Origin of the sequence: Micrococcus sp. HMSC067E09, from assembly GCF_001812555.1 — a bacterium.
Lineage (GTDB): Bacteria > Actinomycetota > Actinomycetes > Actinomycetales > Micrococcaceae > Micrococcus > Micrococcus lylae.
The window spans coordinates 159,726-179,057 of sequence record NZ_KV809453.1 but is presented as its reverse complement, the minus strand read 5'-3'; the positions used below and the strand labels follow the sequence as shown (position 1 = coordinate 179,057).

Below are 19,332 nucleotides of genomic sequence, written 5' to 3'. Positions count from 1 at the left end.
TTCCCGAACGAAAGCACCCCGCAACGCGACGGTTTCCCGAACGAAAACGCCAGGGGTCAGGCGTCGAAGCGGCGGCCGGTGAGCCTCTCGTAGGCCTCCACGTAGCGGACCCGGGTCTTGGCCACCACGTCCTCCGGCAACGCCGGCGGCTGCTCGCCCGAGGACTTGTCCCAGCCGGACTCTGCCGACGTGAGCCAGTCGCGGACGAACTGCTTGTCGAAGCTGGCCTGGGGGCGGCCGGGCTCGTAGTCCTCAGCGTCCCAGAAGCGGGAGGAGTCCGGGGTGAGCACCTCGTCGCCGAGCACGATCGCCCCGCTCACCGGGTCCGTGCCGAACTCCACCTTCGTGTCCGCCAGGATGATCCCGGCCTCCCGGGCGATCTGCTCGGCCCTCGTGTAGACGTCCAGGGTGAGGTCCCGCAACGCCGCGGCGGCCTCGGCGCCCACGCGTTCGGTCATCTGCGCGAACGTGATGTTCTCGTCGTGCTCGCCCACCTCGGCCTTCGCCGAGGGGGTGAAGATCGCCGGCTCCAACTTCGATCCGTCCACGAGGCCCTCCGGCAGCGGCAGCCCCGTCACGGTCCCGGACTCCCGGTACTCCGCCAGGCCGGAGCCGGTCAGATACCCGCGGGCGATGCACTCGACCGGGAACATGTCCAGCCGCTTGACCACCATGGCCCGCCCGGCCACCTGCTCCGGCACGTCCGTGGAGACCACGTGGTTCTCCACGGTGCCGGCGAGCTGCTCGAACCACCACAGGCTCAGCTGGGTCAGCACGGCGCCCTTGTCCGGGATCGGCGGCTCGAGGACGACGTCGTAGGCGCTGATCCGGTCCGAGGCCACCACCAGCAGGGTGTCCGACTCGCCCGGGGCGGCATCGGCCGGCTCGTACAGATCCCGCACCTTGCCGGAGTACACGTGCCGCCAGCCTGGCAGCTGAAGGGCCTGGGCCCCGGCGAATCCGATGCGCTCGCTCATGCCTGGCCCTCCTTCTCCGTACCCGCGGCGCCGGCGCCCGGCACCGCGATCTGCCCGCGCTCGGCCTTGAGCGCGATGTCCGTGCGCCACTGGGCACCCTCGAAGTCGATGGCGTCCACGCCGGCGTAGGCCCGCGCCCTCGCCTCGGCCAGGTCCTTCCCGCGCCCGACGACGGCCAGCACCCGGCCACCGGCCGTCACCACCGCGTCCGGGGCGTCGCCCACGCCCGTGCCGGCGTGCAGCACGTCCACGCCGTCCAGCGCCCGGGCCGCCTCGAGGCCGGTGATGATGTCCCCCGTGGAGGAGGAGGCCGGGTAGCCGGCGGAGGCCATGACCACGTCCACGGCCACATCCTCGGACCACTCGAGAGTACGGTCCGCGCCGAGCTCGCCGGTCGCGGCGTCCAGCAGCAGCCGGCCGAGCGGGGTCTGGAGGCGGGCGAGCACGGCCTGGGTCTCCGGGTCGCCGAAGCGGACGTTGAACTCGATGACCTGCACGCCCTGGGCCGTCACGGCCAGGCCGCAGTAGAGCACGCCGGAGAACGGGGTGCCGCGCCTCGTCATCTCCGCCAGCACCGGGCGGGCCACCGACTCCATGACCTCGTCCACGAAGCCCTCGGGCAGCCAGGGCAGCGGGGTGTAGGCGCCCATGCCGCCGGTGTTGGGGCCCTCGTCCCCGTTGAAGATGCGCTTGAAGTCCTGGGCCGGGGTCAGCGGCACCGCGTTCTCGCCGTCACAGAGCACGAACAGGGAGACCTCGGGGCCGTCCAGGTACTCCTCGATCACCACGGAGCCGCCGGCGGCGAAGCAGGACCCGGCGTGGGCCAGGGCCTCGGCGCGGTCGGCGGTGACCACCACGCCCTTGCCGGCGGCCAGGCCGTCGTCCTTCACCACATGCGGGGCGCCGAACTCGTCCAGCGCGGCGGCGGCCTCCTCGGCATGCGTGCAGACGCGGGAGCCGGCGGTGGGCACGGAGGCGGCGGCCATGACCTCCTTGGCGAAGGCCTTGGAGGCCTCCAGCTGCGCGGCGGCGCGGGAGGGGCCGAACACGGCGAACCCGGCCTCGCGCAACGCGTCGGAGACGCCGGCGGCGAGCGGGGCCTCGGGGCCGACCACCACGAGGTCGGCCTTCACCTGGCCGGCGAGCGCCACCACGGCGGCGCCGTCCGAGGCGTCCACGGAGTGCAGCGTGGCCTGGTCCGCCATCCCGACGTTGCCGGGCGCGACGTGCAGCTGCGTCACCTCCGGGTCACGGGCCAGGGTGCGGATCAGGGCATGTTCGCGGCCGCCGTTGCCAAGCACGAGGATCTTCACGTCCCCCAGACTACGTGGCGCCGCACACCCGCGCCCGCCGTCCGCCCGCCCCGGACGTCTTCCCCCGGCCGGGCGGGGCACCCGTAGGGTGGTGGACATGACGATGCCCGGCCTGCCCCACGACGACGACCGCTCCGGCGACCCGCGTCGCCCGACCCGTCCGACCGCCCAGGCCGGCCCCGGCCTGCGCACGGCGTACACGTTCATGATGGTGTGGTTCGTGTGCGCCCTGATCGGCGCCTTCTCGCTGCGCCTGTTCGGCATCGGCCGCGGGGACGTGGGCGTCGGCGGCGTCACCGCGCTGATCGGCACCGCGTTCGTGGCCGCCGCCATGATCACCTGGGCGGTCCGACGCCGCCGCTGACGCAGCCGGTTCCCGACGACGGCCCCGCCCCTTCCCCGGGCCGCTCGCCGCTCCTTCCCGGGAGGGCGCGTCCCGACGACGGCTGCTCAGCCCCGGATGATCCGTCGCCTCCGTGCCTCGGCCACCGCCTCGGTCCGCGAGCCGACGCCGAGCTTCTGGAACACGTGCACCAGGTGGGTCTTCACGGTGGCCTCGGAGATGAACAGCTCCTTGGCCGCGGCCTTGTTGCTGACGCCCTGGGCGATGAGCTCGAGCAGCTCGATCTCGCGCGCCGTGAGCACCTCGGTGCCTCCGGCCATCCGGCCCATGAGCCGCTCGGCCACCCCGGGTGCCAGCGCCCGCTGGCCCGCGGCCGCCCGGCGGACGGCGGCGGCGATCTCCTCCGAGCTCGCGTCCTTGAGCAGGTAGCCGGAGGCCCCGGCGTCCAGGGCGGCGAGGATGTCCGCCTCGGTGTCGAAGGTCGTCAGGATCAGCACCGGCAGCCCCGGGTGGGCGGCCCGCACCGCACGGGTGGCGGCCACGCCGTCCATGCCTTCGCCCATCTGCAGGTCCATGAGCACCACGTCCGGCAGCCCGCCGGCACCCCCGTCCAGACCGGCACCGCTGTCCACACCGGCACCGCCCACGTCTGCGTCGGCGCCCCCGCCCCCACCGGCTCCCGCTGCCAACCCCTCGAGCACGCGCAGCGCCTCGGCGCCGTCGCCGGCCTCGGCCACCACGGTGAGGTCCGGGTGCGCCTCGAGCACGGCGCGCACGCCGGCGCGCACCACCGGGTGGTCGTCCACGAGCATCACGGCCAGGGTCATCCGTTCTCCTTCGCTGTCTCACTGCGGCCGGCCACGGGCACCGTCATCGCCACCACCGTCCCCTCCCCCGGCGTGGACTCCACCGCCACGCGTCCGCCGACGGCCTCCACGCGCTCGCGCACCGCGGCCAGGCCGACGCCGGTGGACTCGCCCGTGCCGTCGTCGTCGTCTTCCTCCCCGGCCGTGCCCGCCGAAGCGGGCCGGACGCCGGAGCCGGCCACGGACCGTCCCCTCTCCCGGGCTACGGGACGGCGGGTGGCCTCGGGGTCGAAGCCGCGGCCGTCGTCGGCGACGTCAACGGTGACCTCCCCGTCCAGGTAGGCCACGGACACCCGGCAGCGGGCGGCGGCGGCGTGCTGGCCGACGTTGGCCAGGGAGGACTGGACGGCGCGCAGCAGGGCGGACTCCACCGCCTCGGCCACAGGCACCGGGGTCCCCTCCACCTGCAGGTCCGCGGCCACGGGGGTGCCGGCGTCGGCCTGGCGGCGGGCGAAGCCGCGCACGGCGGCGTCGAGCTGCTCCACCAGGGAGCCGCCGTCCCCGCGCAGGTCCCGCACGAAGCGGCGGGACTCGGCGAGGTTCTCCGCTGCGGTGTCCCGCACGGTGTGCAGGCGGCGGCGCGCCAGGTCCGGGTCCTCGGCATCGAGGGCGTCCTCGGCGGCGCGGGAGACCAGGACGATGGAGGCCAGGCCCTGGGTGAGGGTGTCGTGGATCTCGCGGGCCAGGCGCTCGCGCTCGGCCAGCACGCCGGAGCGGTGCTCGGTGCGGGCCAGCTCCGCGCGGGCGGCGAGCAGCTCGGAGGCCAGAGCGCGCTGCCGCTCGGACTCGGCGTGAAGGGCCCGGTAGGCCTGGTACATCACCACGGCCACCACGGCGCCGACGCAGGGGCCGATCACCGCGGCCGGCCGCAGCCCGTCCGGGCCCGGGGCGGAGGCCAGCACCACCACGGCGGTCACCGCCGCCACGGCCAGCGGGCCCGGCCAGTGCCGGCCGGTGGCCTCGGCCAGCACGTGCTGGACCACGAAGAACAGCGGGAACGCCACCCACGCGAAGTCCGGGTGCAGCGCCACCAGGGCACCCCAGAGCAGCAGCACGAGGGCCAGCCAGGCCAGGGACGCACCCCGGTGCACCGGCCGCCGGCGCGCCCAGCGGCGCCGCTCGGCCACGGTGCCCGCCAGGTAGACGGCGGCCAGGGCGAAGGCAGCGGGCCAGACGGCGGCCGCAGCGGTGCCCGGGGACAGCACGGAGCGGACCAGGCCCACCGCCAGCAGGGCGGCGAAGGACACGTGCAGCACCACGCGCAGGGCGGCCAGGATCGAGGCCGTCGCGCCGGACTCGACGCCGGCGTCCGCACCGGGCCGGACGCCGGGCGCCGCACCGGCCCGGACGTCGGCCGCCGTACCGGGCCTGGCGGGGCCCGCCGTACCGGGCCTGGCGGGGCCCGCCGGCGCCGAGGCGGGGCCCGTCGGCGCCGGCGTGTGCACGTGCTGGTCCATGCCGCTCAGCCTAGGCCCGCGGCCCTCGCCACGGCAGGGCGGAGGCCGCAGATCCGCCGAATCCACGCGGGAATCAACCGTTCGATGGACCCCGGATCCACCGCCGCAGGCGATGTCCCGGCCGGTGGATCGGCGGAGTCTTGAAGGCAACACCACAGACCCGATGTCCCGCGCCGCGCGGGACCGATCCCGACGAAAGCAGGTGCTCGATGTTCCTCGCCCTGCGCGACCTGCGCTTCGCCACCGGACGGTTCGCCCTCATGGGCGCCGTGGTGGCCCTGATCTCCCTGCTGCTCGTGATGCTCACGGGCCTGACCGCCGGCCTCGGCGGCCAGAACACCGGCGCCCTGGACCGGCTCGAGTCCCAGGGCGTGCAGCGTCTGGCCTTCGGCGGCGCCGCCGGCCAGGAGCCCACCGCGAACTTCACCCAGTCCGAGGTGACCGCCGCCGAGGCCGACGCCTGGCGGAACGCCGACGGCGTCGCCTCCGCCGAGCCGGTCGGTCTGGCCCAGGGCCGGGCCGTCGGCCTGGAGCACGCCCCTCAGCCGGCCCCGGAGTCCTCTGGCGGCGCCGACGCCCCGGCCCGGGTGGACACCTCGGACATCCCGACCACCGGCGTGGCCTCCGTGGCCCTGCTCGGCGTGGCCCCCGACGCCGCCGACGCCCCCTCAGGTCTGAAGGAGGGCGAGGCCGTGCTCGGCCAGGCCGCCGCGGACGACCTGCACGCCCAGGTCGGGGACAGCATCGAACTGTCCGGCACCGTGGTGACCGTCGCGGCGATCGAGCCGACCGAGTACTACTCGCACACCCCGGTGGTGTGGCTGTCCCTGAAGGACTGGAAGGCCGCCGCCCACGCCCCGGCGGACACCGAGGGCACCGCCCTGGCCGTGCGCTTCGCCGCCGGCGCGGACGACGCCGCCGCGGCCGCCACGGCCGACGACGCCGCCCGCACCGTCTCGGCCACCGTGCCGGACTCCTACGCCGCCCTGCCTGCCTACTCCTCGGAGAACGGCTCGCTGATGACCATGCAGGGGTTCCTCTACGGCATCTCGGCACTGGTGGTGATCGCGTTCCTGTCCATCTGGACCGTGCAGCGCACCCGGGAGATCGCCGTGCTGAAGGCGCTCGGCGGCTCCACCGGCTGGGTGCTGCGGGACGCTCTCACCCAGGCCGGCGTGGTCCTGCTCGTCGGCGTGGGCATCGGCACCGCGGCCGCCTTCGGCCTCGGGCTGCTCGCCTCCCAGGCGGTCCCCTTCACCGTGGACGCGGGCACCGTGCTCATCCCCGCCGCCGGCGTCTTCGCACTCGGCATGCTCGGCGCCGCCCTGGCGGTGGCCCGCACCGTCCGCATCGACCCGCTCGTCGCCCTCGGCGGCAACTGACCTCCTCCAGACAAGGACCATCGCCATGAACACCACCGTCACCCCGCTGCTGACCACCTCCGGGGACCGTCCCGACGCCGCCCCCGCCCTGTCCCTGCGCGATGTGGTGCTGGAGTACCCGGACGGCGAGCGCGGCACCCTGCGCGCCCTGGACCGGGTGTCCCTGGACCTGTACCCCGGCGTCTACACCGCCATGACCGGCCCGTCCGGCTCCGGCAAGTTCTCCCTGCTGGCCGTGGCCGCGGGCCTGATCTCCCCGACCTCGGGCCAGGTGGTGGTCAACGGCCAGGACCTCACCGCCCTGCCGAAGGCCCTGCGCACCGCGATGCGCGGCACGTCGATCGGCGTGATCTTCCAGCAGCCGAACCTCATCCCCTCCCTGACCGCACGCGAGCAGCTGGAGCTGACCGTGCACCTGGACCGCTCCGCCGGCCGGTCCGCCAAGCGTGACGCCCGGGTGCGCGCCGCCGAGCTGCTGGAGAAGGTGGACCTCGGCGCGGCCATGGACAAGCGCCCCCACCAACTCTCCGGTGGCCAGCGGCAGCGGGTGAACATCGCGCGTGCGCTCATGGCGAAGCCGGCGCTGCTGCTGGTGGACGAGCCGACCTCCGCCCTGGACCAGGAGCGCTCCGCCGCCGTGGTGGAGCTGCTCGGCGAGCTCACCCGCGAGGAGGGCGCCGCCACCCTGATGGTCACCCACGACGTGGAGTTCATGGACGCCGTCGACCGGACCCTGGTGATGGTGGACGGCCGCCTGCAGTGAGCCGAGGCTCCGCCCGCCACTACCCTGGTGGGCATGACCTCCCCCACGTCCTCCGCCACGTTCGCCCTCGCCGACGCCGTCGAGCTGGTCCACGTGGTCCGCAACGGCTTTGTCGAGTCCCGCACCCCCGGTGCCGCCGTGGTCACCGGCCCGGACGGGTCCGTGTTGGCCTCGCTCGGCCCGGCCGACGCCCTGATCTACCCGCGCTCCACGCTCAAGCCGTTCCAGGCCATCGCCTCGCTGCGCCACGGCGCCCGCCTGGAGGGCGAACAGATCGCCATCGCCTGCGGCTCCCACCGCGGCACGGCGCGGCATCGGGACCTGGCCGAGCGGATCCTGCAGGTCAACGGCCTGTCCGCCGCGGACCTGCAGTGCCCCGGTGACTGGCCGGCGGACGCCGAGGAGATCGCCCGCCACGCGGACGACATCGCCCACGGCGCCGAGAAGACCCCGCTGGCCTACAACTGTTCCGGCAAGCACGCCGGCTTCCTGGCCGCCTGCGTGGCCTCCGGCCATGACACCGCCACCTACCTGGAGCGCGAGCACCCGGTGCAGCGCGAGGTGGACGCAGTGATCGAGGAGTACTGCGGGGAGGAGATCGCCCACGTGGGCGTGGACGGCTGCGGGGCTCCTGCCGCCGTGGTGTCCCTGGCCGGGCTGGCCCGCGGCATCGGCCGGGTCGCCGCCGCCCCGCACCGCCGGGACGCCGAGCTGCACGCCGTCTCCGTCGCCAACGCCATGCTGGACCATCCGTGGGCCGTGCAGGCCGAGGGCAGGCCGAACACCCTGGTGATGGAAGAGCTGGGCCTGATCGCCAAGCTCGGTGCGGACGGCGTGACCGTGATGGGAGCACCGGACGGCACCGCCGTGGCGGTGAAGGCCCTGGACGGCGGCTCCCGCGCCGGAGACCTCGTGGCGCTGGCACTGCTGGCCCAGTTCGCCCCGGAGCACGTGGACGCCGAGCGCCTGCCGGACGTGCTGCGCCGGGTGGCCCCGCCGGTCCTCGGCCGGGGCGAGCCCGTGGGCGCTGTGCAGCTGGCCACGCCGGTCCTGGACCTGCTCGACTGAGGCGGGCGGCCGGCGTCGGCAATCCCGTCCCGACGACGGCCTCTCGCCTTCCCCTGCCCGTCCGACTCGTCAGGAGCCCGCCATGAGCACCGGCTCGGTCCCCCGCCGCCGCATCCCCGTCCCCGAGGGGCATGCCGCCCTGCTCACCTGGGCGCGCACCGCCGCCGAGGATCCGGAGGCGGCCGCAGCCCTGCCGCGCTCCACCCGTGCCATGGCCGTGCGCTTCTCCCTCGAGGAGTTGGCCACCCGCGTGCCGGGCAACTCGGTGGAGGTGCGCGTGCCGCCCTTCGGGGTCTGCCAGTGCGTCCCCGGCCCCCGGCACACCCGCGGCACCCCACCGAATGTGCTGGAGACGGACGCCTCCACCTGGCTCGCCCTGGCCACCGGGCTGACGGACTGGGAGCAGGCGCGGGCCGCCGGGAAGGTGTCCGTCTCCGGCGTGCGGGCGGACGTCTCGGCCCACCTGCCGCTGGTACGGCCGTGAGCCGGAGCCTGCGTCTGCCCTCCGCTCCAGCGAACACTCGACCCCGTCCAGCCGAGACGCAATCGTGACCCGCAGGCCGTTGACCGCCTCCGCGGCGACACCTGATCATTCACCTATGGGTCTCACGTACCCGTCAGGCTGGGGGGGCCTGCGAGCACCAGCACCCCCGCTGGCGCGTCCTCGTAGGACGCCTCCGCAGAAAGCGCACCCATGAAGCGAGTGAGTTCCGCCGTCGCCGCCATTGCTTTGACCGCGGCCGTTATCAGCCCGCAAGCATCCGCCGCATCGATATACGAGCACATCGGCTACAGAGGGGCAGCCCAGGGTGGGGAGAACGTCCCCCGGCTGTACGCGATGAACGACAAGACCTCGTCAGTCCGAACCTACGGCAAGACCGTGTATTTCTTCGAAGATGCCCACTACGGAGGGATGGGGCTGGGCCTCTGGGTGAACGTCTCCGATCTTCGCTCCTACAAGGTCCCCCTCGCGCCACTCTCGTCGTGGAACGACCGCATCAGCAGCTGGTACACCAAGTGAACCGCCCTCATACGACGATGGTGTCCGCGTGCGCCGCCGGGTCCACGGCTGTCGCCTTGGCGGTCACTCTGTCGGGGTGCGGCGTGGGCACCCTTCAACCCGACCCGACCGCGACAGCACGACTCGACCGGGACAACGGCCAGATCATCCTGCCGCTCGACGAGTACCTGAGCAGCGAATCCACGGAAACCACCATGACACTTGCCCGTCTGGCGATCCTGCGGTCCTGCCTCGAGCCCAAGGGACACAACGGCGTGAAGCCACCTTCCAGAGACGACCGCACAGAACTGGAGGACAGGCGCTACGGGCTGTGGCTTCCGGAGCGGGCCCGCACCCACGGCTTCGGTCTGCCCGGCCCGCCGTCCCCCGCCGTGGAGATGCCGACCCCGCCCGGAGGCTGGAGCGATGAAGACGATCCGGCATTCAACGCCGCCTACGACGAGTGCGTCCCCGAGGTCATGGACCAGATGGAGGCCGTCTCCTCTCCGATGACGACAATGGGCAGCAGCTCGGCGGTTCCGCTCATGCTCCAGGCTTCTGTCAAGGCGAAGGAGTCCCCGGAGTGGGCAACGGCCCGAGACGACTGGTCGCGTTGCCTCACCGACGCGGGCCTCACCCCGGTCGGCGAGGACGACGGGTGGACCAGCCGGGAGGCCCTGGCCCTTCCTGCGCCGGAGTCCCCCAAGGGACGCACCGACACCGCCAAGCGCGAGGAGATCCGCATCGCCGTCATCGAGGCCGAATGCAATGAACAGACCAACCTCACCCAACGTCTCGGCGACATCGAGGCCGGCTACCAGGCTGCGCTGATCAAGGGCAATGAGGCCGCCCTCGCAGAGGAGAAACGCATCACCGCGGAGCGCCTCGACGCTGCCCGGGCCTACCTCGCAGAGCATCAGTGAACGCAGCGTCCGCGAGCCACGCCCGCACTCGCCGTGCCGCCCATCCGGGGCGAGTTGCCTTCGTCACCCTCCTCGCCTTGGCACTGCTGGCCGCCTCGTTCGTGGCAGGCCGGTTCTTCCAGGCCCCGGACACCGCTACGGTCGCGGAGGCGGCTGAACCCCTCACCGTGTGGGCGTCAGTGGAGCGCCGTGCCGTCGATGCGGGCATATCCTTCACCGGTGTCACGACGGAGGGAGAGCTCCAAGACGTGACCGTCGACGTCGACGGTCACGCGGTCGTGTTGCGCCGGGCCGTGAAACCGGGACAGGTCGTCCGTCCCGGTGATACGGCCGGTGAGGTCTCCGGCGTTGTCTACGTGTTCCTCGGCGCTCCCCTGGCTCTCTACCGCGACCTCACCGAAGGCGACCGAAGCGAGGATGTCGCATCCCTGCAGCGGGCGCTCACGCAGGCGGGACACGATGTACCGGTCGACGGCGTCCTCGGTGCCTCCACCGCCGATGCCCTGCGCACGCTCTTCTCAGACGCGGACGCTCCCCTCCCTGCAGAGCGCCCGGTCACCGTGGGCTGGCGCCAGTTCGTTCCCATCCCTCCGGAAGGGGCCGGCGTGGTGGACTCTGCAGCGTACGGAGCCACCCTGGATGAGGAAAATCCGCTGGTGCGGCTGCGGACTGCTCCTCCCACAGTCGAATTCATCGCCGACGTCACGCAGGTCGAGGACCTGAAGGCTGGGGACACCGCGCGCATCGACTCCAGCGCAGGCCAGATCGAAGGCACGATCTCCGCAATCGGCCAGTTCCAGGCGGGCACCGAGGGCGCACGCTCCGGGCACCCGGTGACTGTGGCCTTCGCATCCGACGATCCTGCCGCACCACCGGTCGGTCAGTCCGTGACTGTCTCCACCGCACCCGCGGACAGCACCGCCGAAACCCTGGCGGTCCCGCAGACCGCCGTGCGCGCCGATGTCACCGGCAGCTATGTGGTGGTTCGGGACTCCAGGCAGGACTCCGAGGCCGGGGCGTCGTCAGCCCCCTCTGCCGCAGTGTCTGAGCCCACCCCCGCAGAGCGTCGTGTACCCATCACAGTGATCCGCACCGGAGGTGGCTGGGCCTCCGTCACGGGCGACCTGGAGGCCGGCGACCAGGTGAAGGTCTCATGAGCCGCACAGTGCCGGGAGAGGCAGGCGTAGCCCCACTGCTTGAGCTACGCGGGGTGCACAAGGCGTTCCCGGGGGCCGTCCGCCCCGTCCTCGACCGCGTGAACCTCACCGTCCACGCAGGCGAGTTCGTGGCGATCATCGGCCCCTCCGGTTCCGGGAAGTCCACTCTGCTCAACGTCTTAGGACTGCTCGACCGTCCGGATTCCGGCGAATACCGAGTGCTAGGCCAGGACACCACCGCCATGAGTGAGGCCGAGCGGGATCGGCTGCGCTCTGAGATGTTCGGGTTCGTGTTCCAGTCCAGCCACGTCCTCGGCGAGGAGTCCGTGTCCGTCAACGCGGCTCTGGGGCTGCGTGTGCAGCGTGTTCCCGTCGCCGAGCGGGATGAGCGAGCCGGTGCCGCGCTGCAGATGCTCGGTCTCAGCCACCGGCTGGCGGCCCGCGCCAAGCACCTCTCCGGTGGTGAGCGGCAGCGCCTGGCGATCGCGCGCGCCGTGGCCGCCCGGCCACGCGTGGTGCTCGCCGACGAACCCACCGGCAACCTCGACTCGCAGAACAGCCGGCTCGTGGTGGACCATCTGCGCCGACTCCATGCCCACGGCACCACCATCCTGCTGATCACCCACGATCCCACCGTGGCTGCCGCGGCCGCCCGGCAGGTACAGATCACCGACGGCTCCCTCACGGAGTTCGCCACGGTGGCGGCTGCACCGAGCGTCGCGGACGACGCGGACTGTTCTCCTGCGCAATCGCCTCAGGCACCCGCTCGCCGAGCATCGGCCCTGGCCGACGACACGGTCGATGCCGTCTCCTCCCTCTCCACACGCTTTCTGCGCACTCTGCTGCTCATGGCGGCGTTCGCTGTCGGGATCGGCGGCCTGATCGCGGCACTCGGGCTCACACAGACCGCTGCTTCCCAGGTCACCGCACGGCTCACCGCAGCCGCACTGGACGAGGTGGTGGTGACCGTCCCGCAGTCCGAGGGGCTGCTGGACCCTTCGGACCGACGCCTGGCGGAGTGGACGGCGTCGCTGGCGGCCCTGCCGCACGTGCTCGAGGCCGGACATGTGGTGCAGGTGGCTCCTGCCGACGTCACGCTCACACGTTCGCCTGAACAGCCCGAGCCATCGGCGGCCATCACCCTGGTCGGAGCCTCGGCCTCCTACACGCGCCTGGCCGGCATCACCCCGCCCTCGGAGGCGTCCCGTGCCCTGCTGGACGACCCTGGTGCGCGACTGGCGTGGCTCACGCCCGAAGCTGCCCGCGCCTTGGAAATCCCCGTCCCGGCCGGCGGCGTGCTGTCACCGGGGTACCGCGTGCACATCACCGGACAGGCCGTGGACGTCGCCGGGATCGTCACCGTCTCCGAGCGCACCCCGCAGCTCCGCACCGCCGTGCTGGTCACCCCGGCCGTACTCAGCGGCATCGACCAGGCAGATCCGGAGATCGTGGTGCGAACCGAGACCGGATTCCCCTACCCCGTGGCCCAGGCCGCCCCGCTGGCGGTCGCTCCCCATGCCCCGGGCAGCGTCACCACACGCACCGTGGCAGATCTTCGGGATCTGCGTACCGGCGTCACCGACGACCTCTCCGCGTTCGTGGGCGTACTCTCAGCGGTGCTGCTGCTCTTGGCGGTGATCAGCGCGGCCACCGCGATGTACCTCTCCGTGCAGGCTCGCACCGCAGAGATCGCCCTTCGCCGAGCCATCGGATCGCCGCGGGGCCTGATCGCCCGGCTGTTCCTGCTCGAGGGAACGCTGATCGGTGCAGTCGGCGGAGCGGTGGGGGCCGCCGTCGGCTCGGCCGCTGTCCTGGCCGTGTCCGCCTCCCGCGGCTGGACCGCCGTGCTCCCGCCGACCGCTGTCCCCGCGGCGCTGGCGCTAGGGGTAGCCGCGGGCATCGTCAGCGCCCTGTACCCGGCGTGGGTGGCCAGCCGTCAGCGCCCGGCCGACGCCCTGCGCAGCTGAGCGGCACCGCCCCTCCTCCCGGTCCCGACGGCGGCCGCTCACGTCGGCCTGGCGGCCGCCCGATCCTCGTTAGACTTGCCTGCATGACCTCCACTGACGGCCACACCCCCGCCCGGTCGACCTATGCCATGCGGCGCGCCCCGCGCCTGGGCGTCTTCCTGGCCCTCGGTGTGCTGGTGGGTGCGATCGTCGGCGGCGTGGTGGCTGCCGTCGTGCACAGCGGGGACACCCCGCCGACCGACCCGTTCACCGGGGTGCCGCTGGAGTTCGGCTCCACCATGGGCATCGGCGTGATCGTGTTCGGTCTGGTCGGAGCACTGCTCGCATCCCTCGTCTGGCTCCTGATGGACCGCCGTTCCCGCAAGACGACCGCCACGTACGTGCTCGAGTCCACCGACGACCCCGCTGCCGCCGACGTGCGCCTGCACCGCGGAGAGGTCCAGGAGTACAACGAGCGGTGGGGCATCTCCTCCGCCACCGCCGACACCGAGTCCACCGCCCCCGAGGACGGCCTGCAGGCCGCGGCCCCGGACACCCGAAAGGACACCGTGCAGTGAGCATGACCTCCCTGCCCATCCCCCGTCCCCGCCGCGGAGACGGCCTGCTGACCGCCGCCCTCGACCCCCAGGACCAAGGCCCCCAGGACCACTGCGGCGTCTTCGGCGTGTGGGCTCCGGGCGAAGAGGTGGCCAAGCTGGCCTACTACGGCCTGTACGCGTTGCAGCACCGGGGCCAGGAGTCCGCGGGCATCGCGGTCTCCAACGGCCAGCGCCTGGCCGTCTACAAGGACATCGGCCTGGTCTCCCAGGTGTTCGACGAGTCCACCCTGAACTCCCTGACCGGCCACATGGCCGTGGGTCACTGCCGCTACTCCACCACCGGCGCCAACAAGTGGGCCAACGCGCAGCCCACCCTCGGCTCCACCGCGGATGGCGCCACGGTGGCCCTGGCCCACAACGGCAACCTCGTGAACTCCGCCGAGCTCTACCGCCGCGTGCAGCAAATGCCCGAACGCCTGCGCTCCGGCGAGCTGAAGCAGGGCAACACCACGGACACCGCCCTGGTGACCTCCCTGCTGCACGGCGAGGAGGGCCGCAGCGTCGAGGACACCGCCCTGGACCTGCTGCCCACCATCCGCGGCGCCTTCTGCTTCGTGTTCATGGACGAGCACACCCTCTACGCCGCCCGCGATCCGCAGGGGGTGCGCCCGCTCGTGCTCGGCCGTCTGCAGCGCGGCTGGGTGGTCGCCTCCGAGCAGTCCGCACTGGCGACCGTGGGCGCCTCCTTCATCCGCGAGGTCGAGCCCGGCGAGTTCATCGCCATCGACGAGGACGGCGTCCGCTCCCGCCGCTTCGCCGAGGCCCGGCCGGCCGGCTGCGTGTTCGAATACGTCTACCTCGCCCGCCCGGACGCCGCCATCAACGGCCGGTCCGTCTACGAGTCCCGTGTGGAGATGGGCCGCCAGCTCGCCAAGGAGCAGCCGGTGGAGGCGGACATCGTCATCCCCGTCCCCGAGTCCGGCACGCCCGCGGCCGTCGGCTACGCCGAAGGCTCCGGCATCCCCTTCGGCCAGGGCTTCGTGAAGAACGCCTACGTGGGCCGCACCTTCATCCAGCCCTCGGACACCCTCCGCCAGCTGGGCCTGCGCCTGAAGCTCAACGTGCAGCAGCACGTGGTGGCCGGCAAGCGCGTGGTCGTGGTGGACGACTCGATCGTCCGCGGCAACACCCAGCGCGCCATCGTCCGCATGCTCAAGGAGGCCGGCGCCGCCGAGGTGCATGTGAAGATCTCCTCCCCGCCCGTGAAGTGGCCGTGCTTCTACGGCATCGACTTCGCCACCCGCGCCGAGCTCATCGCCAACGGCGCCGTGGAGGAGGAGATCGCTGCCTCCATCGGTGCGGACTCGCTGGCCTACATCAGCGAGGACGGCATGATCGCCGCCACCGGGCAGCAGCGTGAGCGACTCTGCACCGCGTGCTTCACCGGGCAGTACCCCATCGAGCTTCCGGACGAGTCCGAGCGCGGCAAGTCCCTGTTGGAGGGCGGGAGCACGACCCCGGCGAGCGAGCCGACCGACGCGAGTGCCGTCGTCGGGAAGACCGGGTGCGAGCCCGGGCCGGACGCCGAGATGGAAGCCATGACCACCGAGACGGACAGGACCGCGCTGTGACCGAGCAGAACACCCCGCACACCGACGCCCCCATCACCTACGCCACCGCCGGCGTGGACGTGGAGGCCGGGGACCGCGCCGTGGAGCTGATGAAGGACGCCGTGAAGGCCACCCACACCCCCGAGGTCCTCGGCGGCATCGGCGGGTTCGCCGGCATGTGGGACGCTTCCGCGCTGCTGCAGTACCGCAAGCCGCTGCTGACCACCTCCACGGACGGCGTGGGCACCAAGGTGGCGATCGCGCAGACCCTGGACAAGCACGACACCATCGGCCAGGACCTGGTCGGCATGGTCGTGGACGACATCGTGGTGGTCGGCGCCAAGCCCCTGTTCATGACCGACTACATCGCCTGCGGCAAGGTGGTCCCGGAGCGCATCGCGGACATCGTGCGCGGTGTGGCCGAGGGCTGCCGCATGGCCGGCACCGCCCTGATCGGCGGAGAGACCGCCGAGCACCCGGGCCTGCTGGGCGTGGACGAGTACGACGTGGCCGGGGCGGCGACGGGGGTGGTCGAGGCGGACATGGTCCTCGGCGCCGAACGCGTGCGGCCCGGGGACGTGGTGATCGGCATGTCCTCCTCCGGCATCCACTCCAACGGCTACTCCCTGGTCCGCCGCGTGGTGAACGCCGCCGGCTGGAACCTGGACCGCCACGTGGACGAGCTCGGCCGCACCCTCGGCGAGGAGCTGCTCGAGCCCACCCGCATCTACACCGGCGCCTGCCTGGAGCTGGTGGAGTCCCTGAACGGGAAGGCCGGCGGCGAGGACCTGCCGGTCCGCGGCTTCTCCCACGTGACCGGCGGCGGCCTGGCCGCGAACCTGGCCCGTGTGCTGCCGCAGGGCCTGATGGCCACCGTGGACCGCGGCACCTGGTCCCTGCCCGCGATCTTCCGGCTGGTCGGGGACCTGGGCCGCGTGCCGCAGGCCGACCTGGAGCGCACCCTGAACCTCGGCGTCGGCATGGTGGCCGTGGTGGCCCCGGAGGCCGCGGAGACGGCGATCACCCAGCTCTCCGGTGCCGGCATGGACGCCTGGGCCATGGGCAGCGTCGGCGAGGTCACCGACGCCGCCGCCGGCGCCGGCGAGGACTTCGTCCAGGGCGCCAAGGGCGTGGACGGCGGGGCGGTGCTGCTGACCGGCGACTACGCCGACTGAGTCCCCGGATCACTTTCGTTCGGGAAACCGTCGAGTCCCGGGACGCTTTCGTTCGGGAAACGGTCGGGTCCCGGGACTCGTCGTGTCTGCGGCCGGAGCTGGGCCCGGCCGCGGGCCCGGGCACGTGGGGCCCGGGCGCATGGACCCGGGCACATGGGGCCCGGGCACGTGGGGCGGCCCCAGGCCGCCGACAGGCCGCCGTCCGCCCCCTGGAGGAGCCTCACTCCACGGCGAACTCGCGCCCGCGCAAGCCGTCCCGATGCGCCCTGATCTCGGCGACGACCCGCTGGTAGTCGTCCCGGCCGTCGTCGAGACCCGCCCAGATCTGAGCCCAGCCCGCACGGGCCCACCCCTCATTGCGCCACTGGTCCCGCTGCCGCTGGGCGGGGTCATCATGGTGGCCGCCGTCGTAGTGCAGCACCAGCCGCCAGCGCCGGTATCCCATGTCCGCGTCCGGGCTGACGGGCAGGCGCGGATCCAGGACCAGCTGCAACTCCGGCTCCGGCAGACCTGCGTGGACGATCGCCAGCCGCATCTGCGTCTCCGGCGGCGAATCCGCACCGACGCGGATCAGCTCCAGTGCCTCACGCGCCGCCCGCACACCCTTGAACCGTCCCGCCCGACGAAGGGCGTCCCGCAGCCGCGCCACCGTGGTCCGCGGCTCCGTCCTCCCCCCGGGCGACCACGGCCGCCTCACCGCCGCGTCCCCTGCCACCACCAGAGGATCGACCATCCCGGTCGGCAACAGCGACGCCAAGTCCGCCCACGTCCGCTCCAGGGACGTCACGGGGACGCCGTGGACCAGCACGACGTCCTCGGGCGGCACCGTGCGTGCGTGGGAGGCGACCCCGCGCCGCACCGCCGCACCCTTCCGATGGGGTCGGGACACGTGGAGCCGCCCGTCGTCCCGCAACCACGGCGGCACCGGCAGCCCGTGGAGTCGGAGTGCGCTCAGGTGCGAGGCCACCGCCCGCGCCCGCTTCACGACGACGGCTGCCTCCTCCGGCGGGTAGGGCACCGGCGGCTCTGGGTAGCCCAGGGCGGACCATGCGGTGACGGGATCGTGACGGCTCCGGTGGGCGCCGTGGGTGACGCTGCGCAGGTCTGATCGGCGCAGGCGCTGGTCGGAGAGGCCGTGGTCGCGCAGGTCCTGGGGTGTCAGGATGCGGCCCTGCAGCAGCGGCGGCAGCGGAGCGGGGTTCGGTCCGGGGCGGAGCAGCGAGTCCATGCATCGAGCCTGGGGTGTCCGCGGTGTTCACGGGGCGGATCCTGGTGAATGTGGGGGAAAGGACAGGCTGTGCAGGAGAGGACGGCACCGGGCGGAGACCTCGGACGGAGAGGGCGGACCGAGGACGCTGAGCGCGAGAAGAGACGGGATCGAGAGCCGGCCTGACTCGACCGTTTCCCGAACGAAAGCGTCCCGGGACCCGACGGTTTCCCGAACGAAAGCGTCAGGGGGTCAGAGGCGTTCGTCCAGCCACGTCAGCGCCTCGGCCACGGGAGCGCGCCAGCGCCACTGCGCCTTGGGGTCGGCGCGGGTGGGGCCGAGGTTCACCAGCCCCACGGGCAGACCGCGGCGCTCGGCCATCAGCACGAACTTGAAGCCGCTCATCACCGCCAGAGAGGAGCCGACCGCCAGCACGGAGCCGGCGTCCTCGAGCAGCGCCTCTGCCGCTTCGCGGCGCTCACGCGGGATGTTCTCGCCGAAGTAGACGACGTCCGGCTTCAACTTGTCCGAGCCGCAGGACAGGCAGCCGACCATGCGGAACCGCTCCACCCAGTGGTCGTCCAGGGTGACGTCGCCGTCCGGGTTCACGGCGTCAGGGTCGATGGCCACGGCCTCGAGGTAGCCGGGGTTGGCGGCCTCGAGCCGTGCATCCATGGCGCGGCGGTCCTCCAGGGCGCCGCAGCGCAGGCACACCACGCGCGCCAGGTCTCCGTGCAGCGTGATCAGCCGCTCCGGCGGCAGGCCGACCTCGGCCCCGGCGGCGGCATGGAGCCCGTCCACGTTCTGGGTGACGATCCCGGCGGTGAGCCCGCGGGCCGTCCACTCCCCCAGGATCCGATGCGCCGGGTTCGGCTTCGCGCCGTCCATCTCGCGCCACCCCACATAGGAGCGCGCCCAGTAGCGGTGACGGGCCACAGGATCGCCGGAGAACTCCTGGTAGGTCATCGGCCGGTGCCGGCGCAGGGAGCCTGCAGGGCCGCGGTAGTCCGGGATGCCGGAGTCCGTGGAGACGCCGGCACCGGTGATGATCAGCGGCCGGCGCTCCCGCAGCAACGCCAGAAGACCCCGGGAGGCTTCCCCAGGGTCTTGCAGCGGTGCGGTCTCATCGACCACGCGGGCGATCGAGCGCAGTGCGGCCCGGTGCCCGTCGAGTCCGGGATGCGCGGAGGACATCAGCGAGCGTCGTCGCCGTCCTCGTCATCCTCGTCGTCGTACAGGTCCGCGTACGGATCCTCGTACTCCATCTCATCCGTGTCAGCGTGATGACGCTTGCCGGTAAGCTCTCGCTCCAGTGCGGAGAGGTCTGTCCCAGGCGAGAAGTACTTCATCTCTCGCGCCTGCTTCGTGGCCTTTGCCTTCTGACGGCCGCGCCCCATGAGCGTGACCCCCTTCGCATCTCTCTGCCCTCGGGACTGATGGCACAACAGGGGCCCGCCGAGGTTCTCACTGGTCAAAATGGTTCGTGCGGACCAGGGTACCAGGAACAGCCCTGGCCTGCGGCCTGTCAGCCACGGGCGGACGGGCCGGACCGCCCGCCACGACGGGATGTCGAACATCGTCCGAC

19 protein-coding genes are annotated in these 19,332 nt (G+C 72.8%); 12 read left to right on the top strand and 7 right to left on the bottom strand.

From position 1 onward, the window contains the following. Nucleotides 1-56: 56 nt before the first annotated feature. On the bottom strand, nt 57-977 hold the full coding sequence (locus HMPREF2863_RS11135; protein WP_070640213.1) for a phosphoribosylaminoimidazolesuccinocarboxamide synthase: 921 nt from the start codon (nt 975-977) through the stop codon (nt 57-59). Continuing rightward, entirely contained in the window at nt 974-2,290 is a 1,317-nt protein-coding gene (purD, locus tag HMPREF2863_RS11130; protein WP_070640210.1) for a phosphoribosylamine--glycine ligase, read from the bottom strand. The genes HMPREF2863_RS11135 and purD overlap by 4 nt, the downstream gene beginning before the upstream one ends. A gap of 97 nt (nt 2,291-2,387) precedes the next feature. Between purD and HMPREF2863_RS11125 the strand changes: the two genes are divergently transcribed. Beyond that, a complete protein-coding gene (locus HMPREF2863_RS11125; protein WP_067191732.1) occupies nt 2,388-2,654 on the top strand; it encodes a hypothetical protein in 267 nt (88 codons plus the stop codon). An 86-nt stretch (nt 2,655-2,740) separates the two neighbouring features. Here the strand turns inward: HMPREF2863_RS11125 and HMPREF2863_RS11120 are convergent, their stop codons facing one another. Together HMPREF2863_RS11120 and HMPREF2863_RS11115 are read right to left on the bottom strand one after the other, a co-directional pair. Continuing rightward, the gene (locus HMPREF2863_RS11120; protein WP_067191734.1) at nt 2,741-3,460 is read right to left on the bottom strand and encodes a response regulator; all 720 of its coding nucleotides are present in this window, start codon (nt 3,458-3,460) and stop codon (nt 2,741-2,743) included. Next, nucleotides 3,457-4,956, bottom strand: coding sequence for a sensor histidine kinase (locus HMPREF2863_RS11115; protein WP_083315395.1), 1,500 nt, complete (start codon nt 4,954-4,956; stop codon nt 3,457-3,459). The genes HMPREF2863_RS11120 and HMPREF2863_RS11115 overlap by 4 nt, the downstream gene beginning before the upstream one ends. A gap of 209 nt (nt 4,957-5,165) precedes the next feature. Here HMPREF2863_RS11115 and HMPREF2863_RS11110 point away from each other — a divergent pair, with 209 nt between their 5' ends. The 11 genes from HMPREF2863_RS11110 (at nt 5,166) to purM (ending at nt 16,540) form a co-directional block, all read left to right on the top strand. Beyond that, nucleotides 5,166-6,338 carry an ABC transporter permease gene (locus tag HMPREF2863_RS11110; protein ID WP_067192380.1) on the top strand — a complete coding sequence of 391 codons (1,173 nt, stop codon included), beginning with the start codon at nt 5,166-5,168 and terminating at the stop codon, nt 6,336-6,338. Between the two features lie 25 nt (nt 6,339-6,363). After that, nucleotides 6,364-7,101, top strand: a complete 738-nt coding sequence (locus tag HMPREF2863_RS11105) for an ABC transporter ATP-binding protein (RefSeq protein WP_083315394.1) — start codon at nt 6,364-6,366, stop codon at nt 7,099-7,101. 33 nt (nt 7,102-7,134) lie between these two features. Next, on the top strand, nt 7,135-8,169 hold the full coding sequence (locus tag HMPREF2863_RS11100; protein ID WP_070640207.1) for an asparaginase: 1,035 nt from the start codon (nt 7,135-7,137) through the stop codon (nt 8,167-8,169). Nucleotides 8,170-8,251: 82 nt separating this feature from the next. Continuing rightward, complete coding sequence (locus tag HMPREF2863_RS11095; RefSeq protein WP_067189592.1) at nt 8,252-8,653, top strand: sterol carrier family protein; 402 nt, start codon at nt 8,252-8,254, stop codon at nt 8,651-8,653. Nucleotides 8,654-8,863: 210 nt separating this feature from the next. After that, the gene (locus HMPREF2863_RS11090) at nt 8,864-9,190 is read left to right on the top strand and encodes a hypothetical protein (RefSeq protein WP_070640204.1); all 327 of its coding nucleotides are present in this window, start codon (nt 8,864-8,866) and stop codon (nt 9,188-9,190) included. An 83-nt stretch (nt 9,191-9,273) separates the two neighbouring features. Then, nucleotides 9,274-10,092, top strand: coding sequence for a hypothetical protein (locus HMPREF2863_RS11085; RefSeq protein WP_087133279.1), 819 nt, complete (start codon nt 9,274-9,276; stop codon nt 10,090-10,092). Between the two features lie 77 nt (nt 10,093-10,169). Then, nucleotides 10,170-11,249, top strand: coding sequence for an efflux RND transporter periplasmic adaptor subunit (locus HMPREF2863_RS11080; protein ID WP_141756429.1), 1,080 nt, complete (start codon nt 10,170-10,172; stop codon nt 11,247-11,249). Continuing rightward, on the top strand, nt 11,246-13,216 hold the full coding sequence (locus HMPREF2863_RS11075; protein ID WP_070640195.1) for an ABC transporter ATP-binding protein/permease: 1,971 nt from the start codon (nt 11,246-11,248) through the stop codon (nt 13,214-13,216). The genes HMPREF2863_RS11080 and HMPREF2863_RS11075 overlap by 4 nt, the downstream gene beginning before the upstream one ends. Before the next feature lie 83 nt (nt 13,217-13,299). Then, complete coding sequence (locus HMPREF2863_RS11070) at nt 13,300-13,773, top strand: hypothetical protein (protein ID WP_070640192.1); 474 nt, start codon at nt 13,300-13,302, stop codon at nt 13,771-13,773. Nucleotides 13,774-13,775: 2 nt separating this feature from the next. Continuing rightward, the gene (purF, locus tag HMPREF2863_RS11065) at nt 13,776-15,386 is read left to right on the top strand and encodes an amidophosphoribosyltransferase (RefSeq protein ID WP_067189596.1); all 1,611 of its coding nucleotides are present in this window, start codon (nt 13,776-13,778) and stop codon (nt 15,384-15,386) included. Next, on the top strand, nt 15,383-16,540 hold the full coding sequence (gene purM / locus HMPREF2863_RS11060; RefSeq protein ID WP_070640187.1) for a phosphoribosylformylglycinamidine cyclo-ligase: 1,158 nt from the start codon (nt 15,383-15,385) through the stop codon (nt 16,538-16,540). Before purF ends, purM begins: the two co-directional genes overlap by 4 nt. Nucleotides 16,541-16,760: 220 nt before the next feature. Here the strand turns inward: purM and HMPREF2863_RS11055 are convergent, their stop codons facing one another. The 3 genes from HMPREF2863_RS11055 to HMPREF2863_RS11045 all read right to left on the bottom strand — a co-directional run bounded on the left by HMPREF2863_RS11055 (nt 16,761) and on the right by HMPREF2863_RS11045 (nt 19,144). Beyond that, complete coding sequence (locus tag HMPREF2863_RS11055; protein WP_070640184.1) at nt 16,761-17,768, bottom strand: hypothetical protein; 1,008 nt, start codon at nt 17,766-17,768, stop codon at nt 16,761-16,763. A gap of 231 nt (nt 17,769-17,999) precedes the next feature. Then, nucleotides 18,000-18,941, bottom strand: coding sequence for a Sir2 family NAD-dependent protein deacetylase (locus HMPREF2863_RS11050; protein WP_070640180.1), 942 nt, complete (start codon nt 18,939-18,941; stop codon nt 18,000-18,002). Next, complete coding sequence (locus tag HMPREF2863_RS11045) at nt 18,941-19,144, bottom strand: DUF3073 domain-containing protein (RefSeq protein ID WP_067189655.1); 204 nt, start codon at nt 19,142-19,144, stop codon at nt 18,941-18,943. The genes HMPREF2863_RS11050 and HMPREF2863_RS11045 overlap by 1 nt, the downstream gene beginning before the upstream one ends. Nucleotides 19,145-19,332 lie beyond the last annotated feature (188 nt).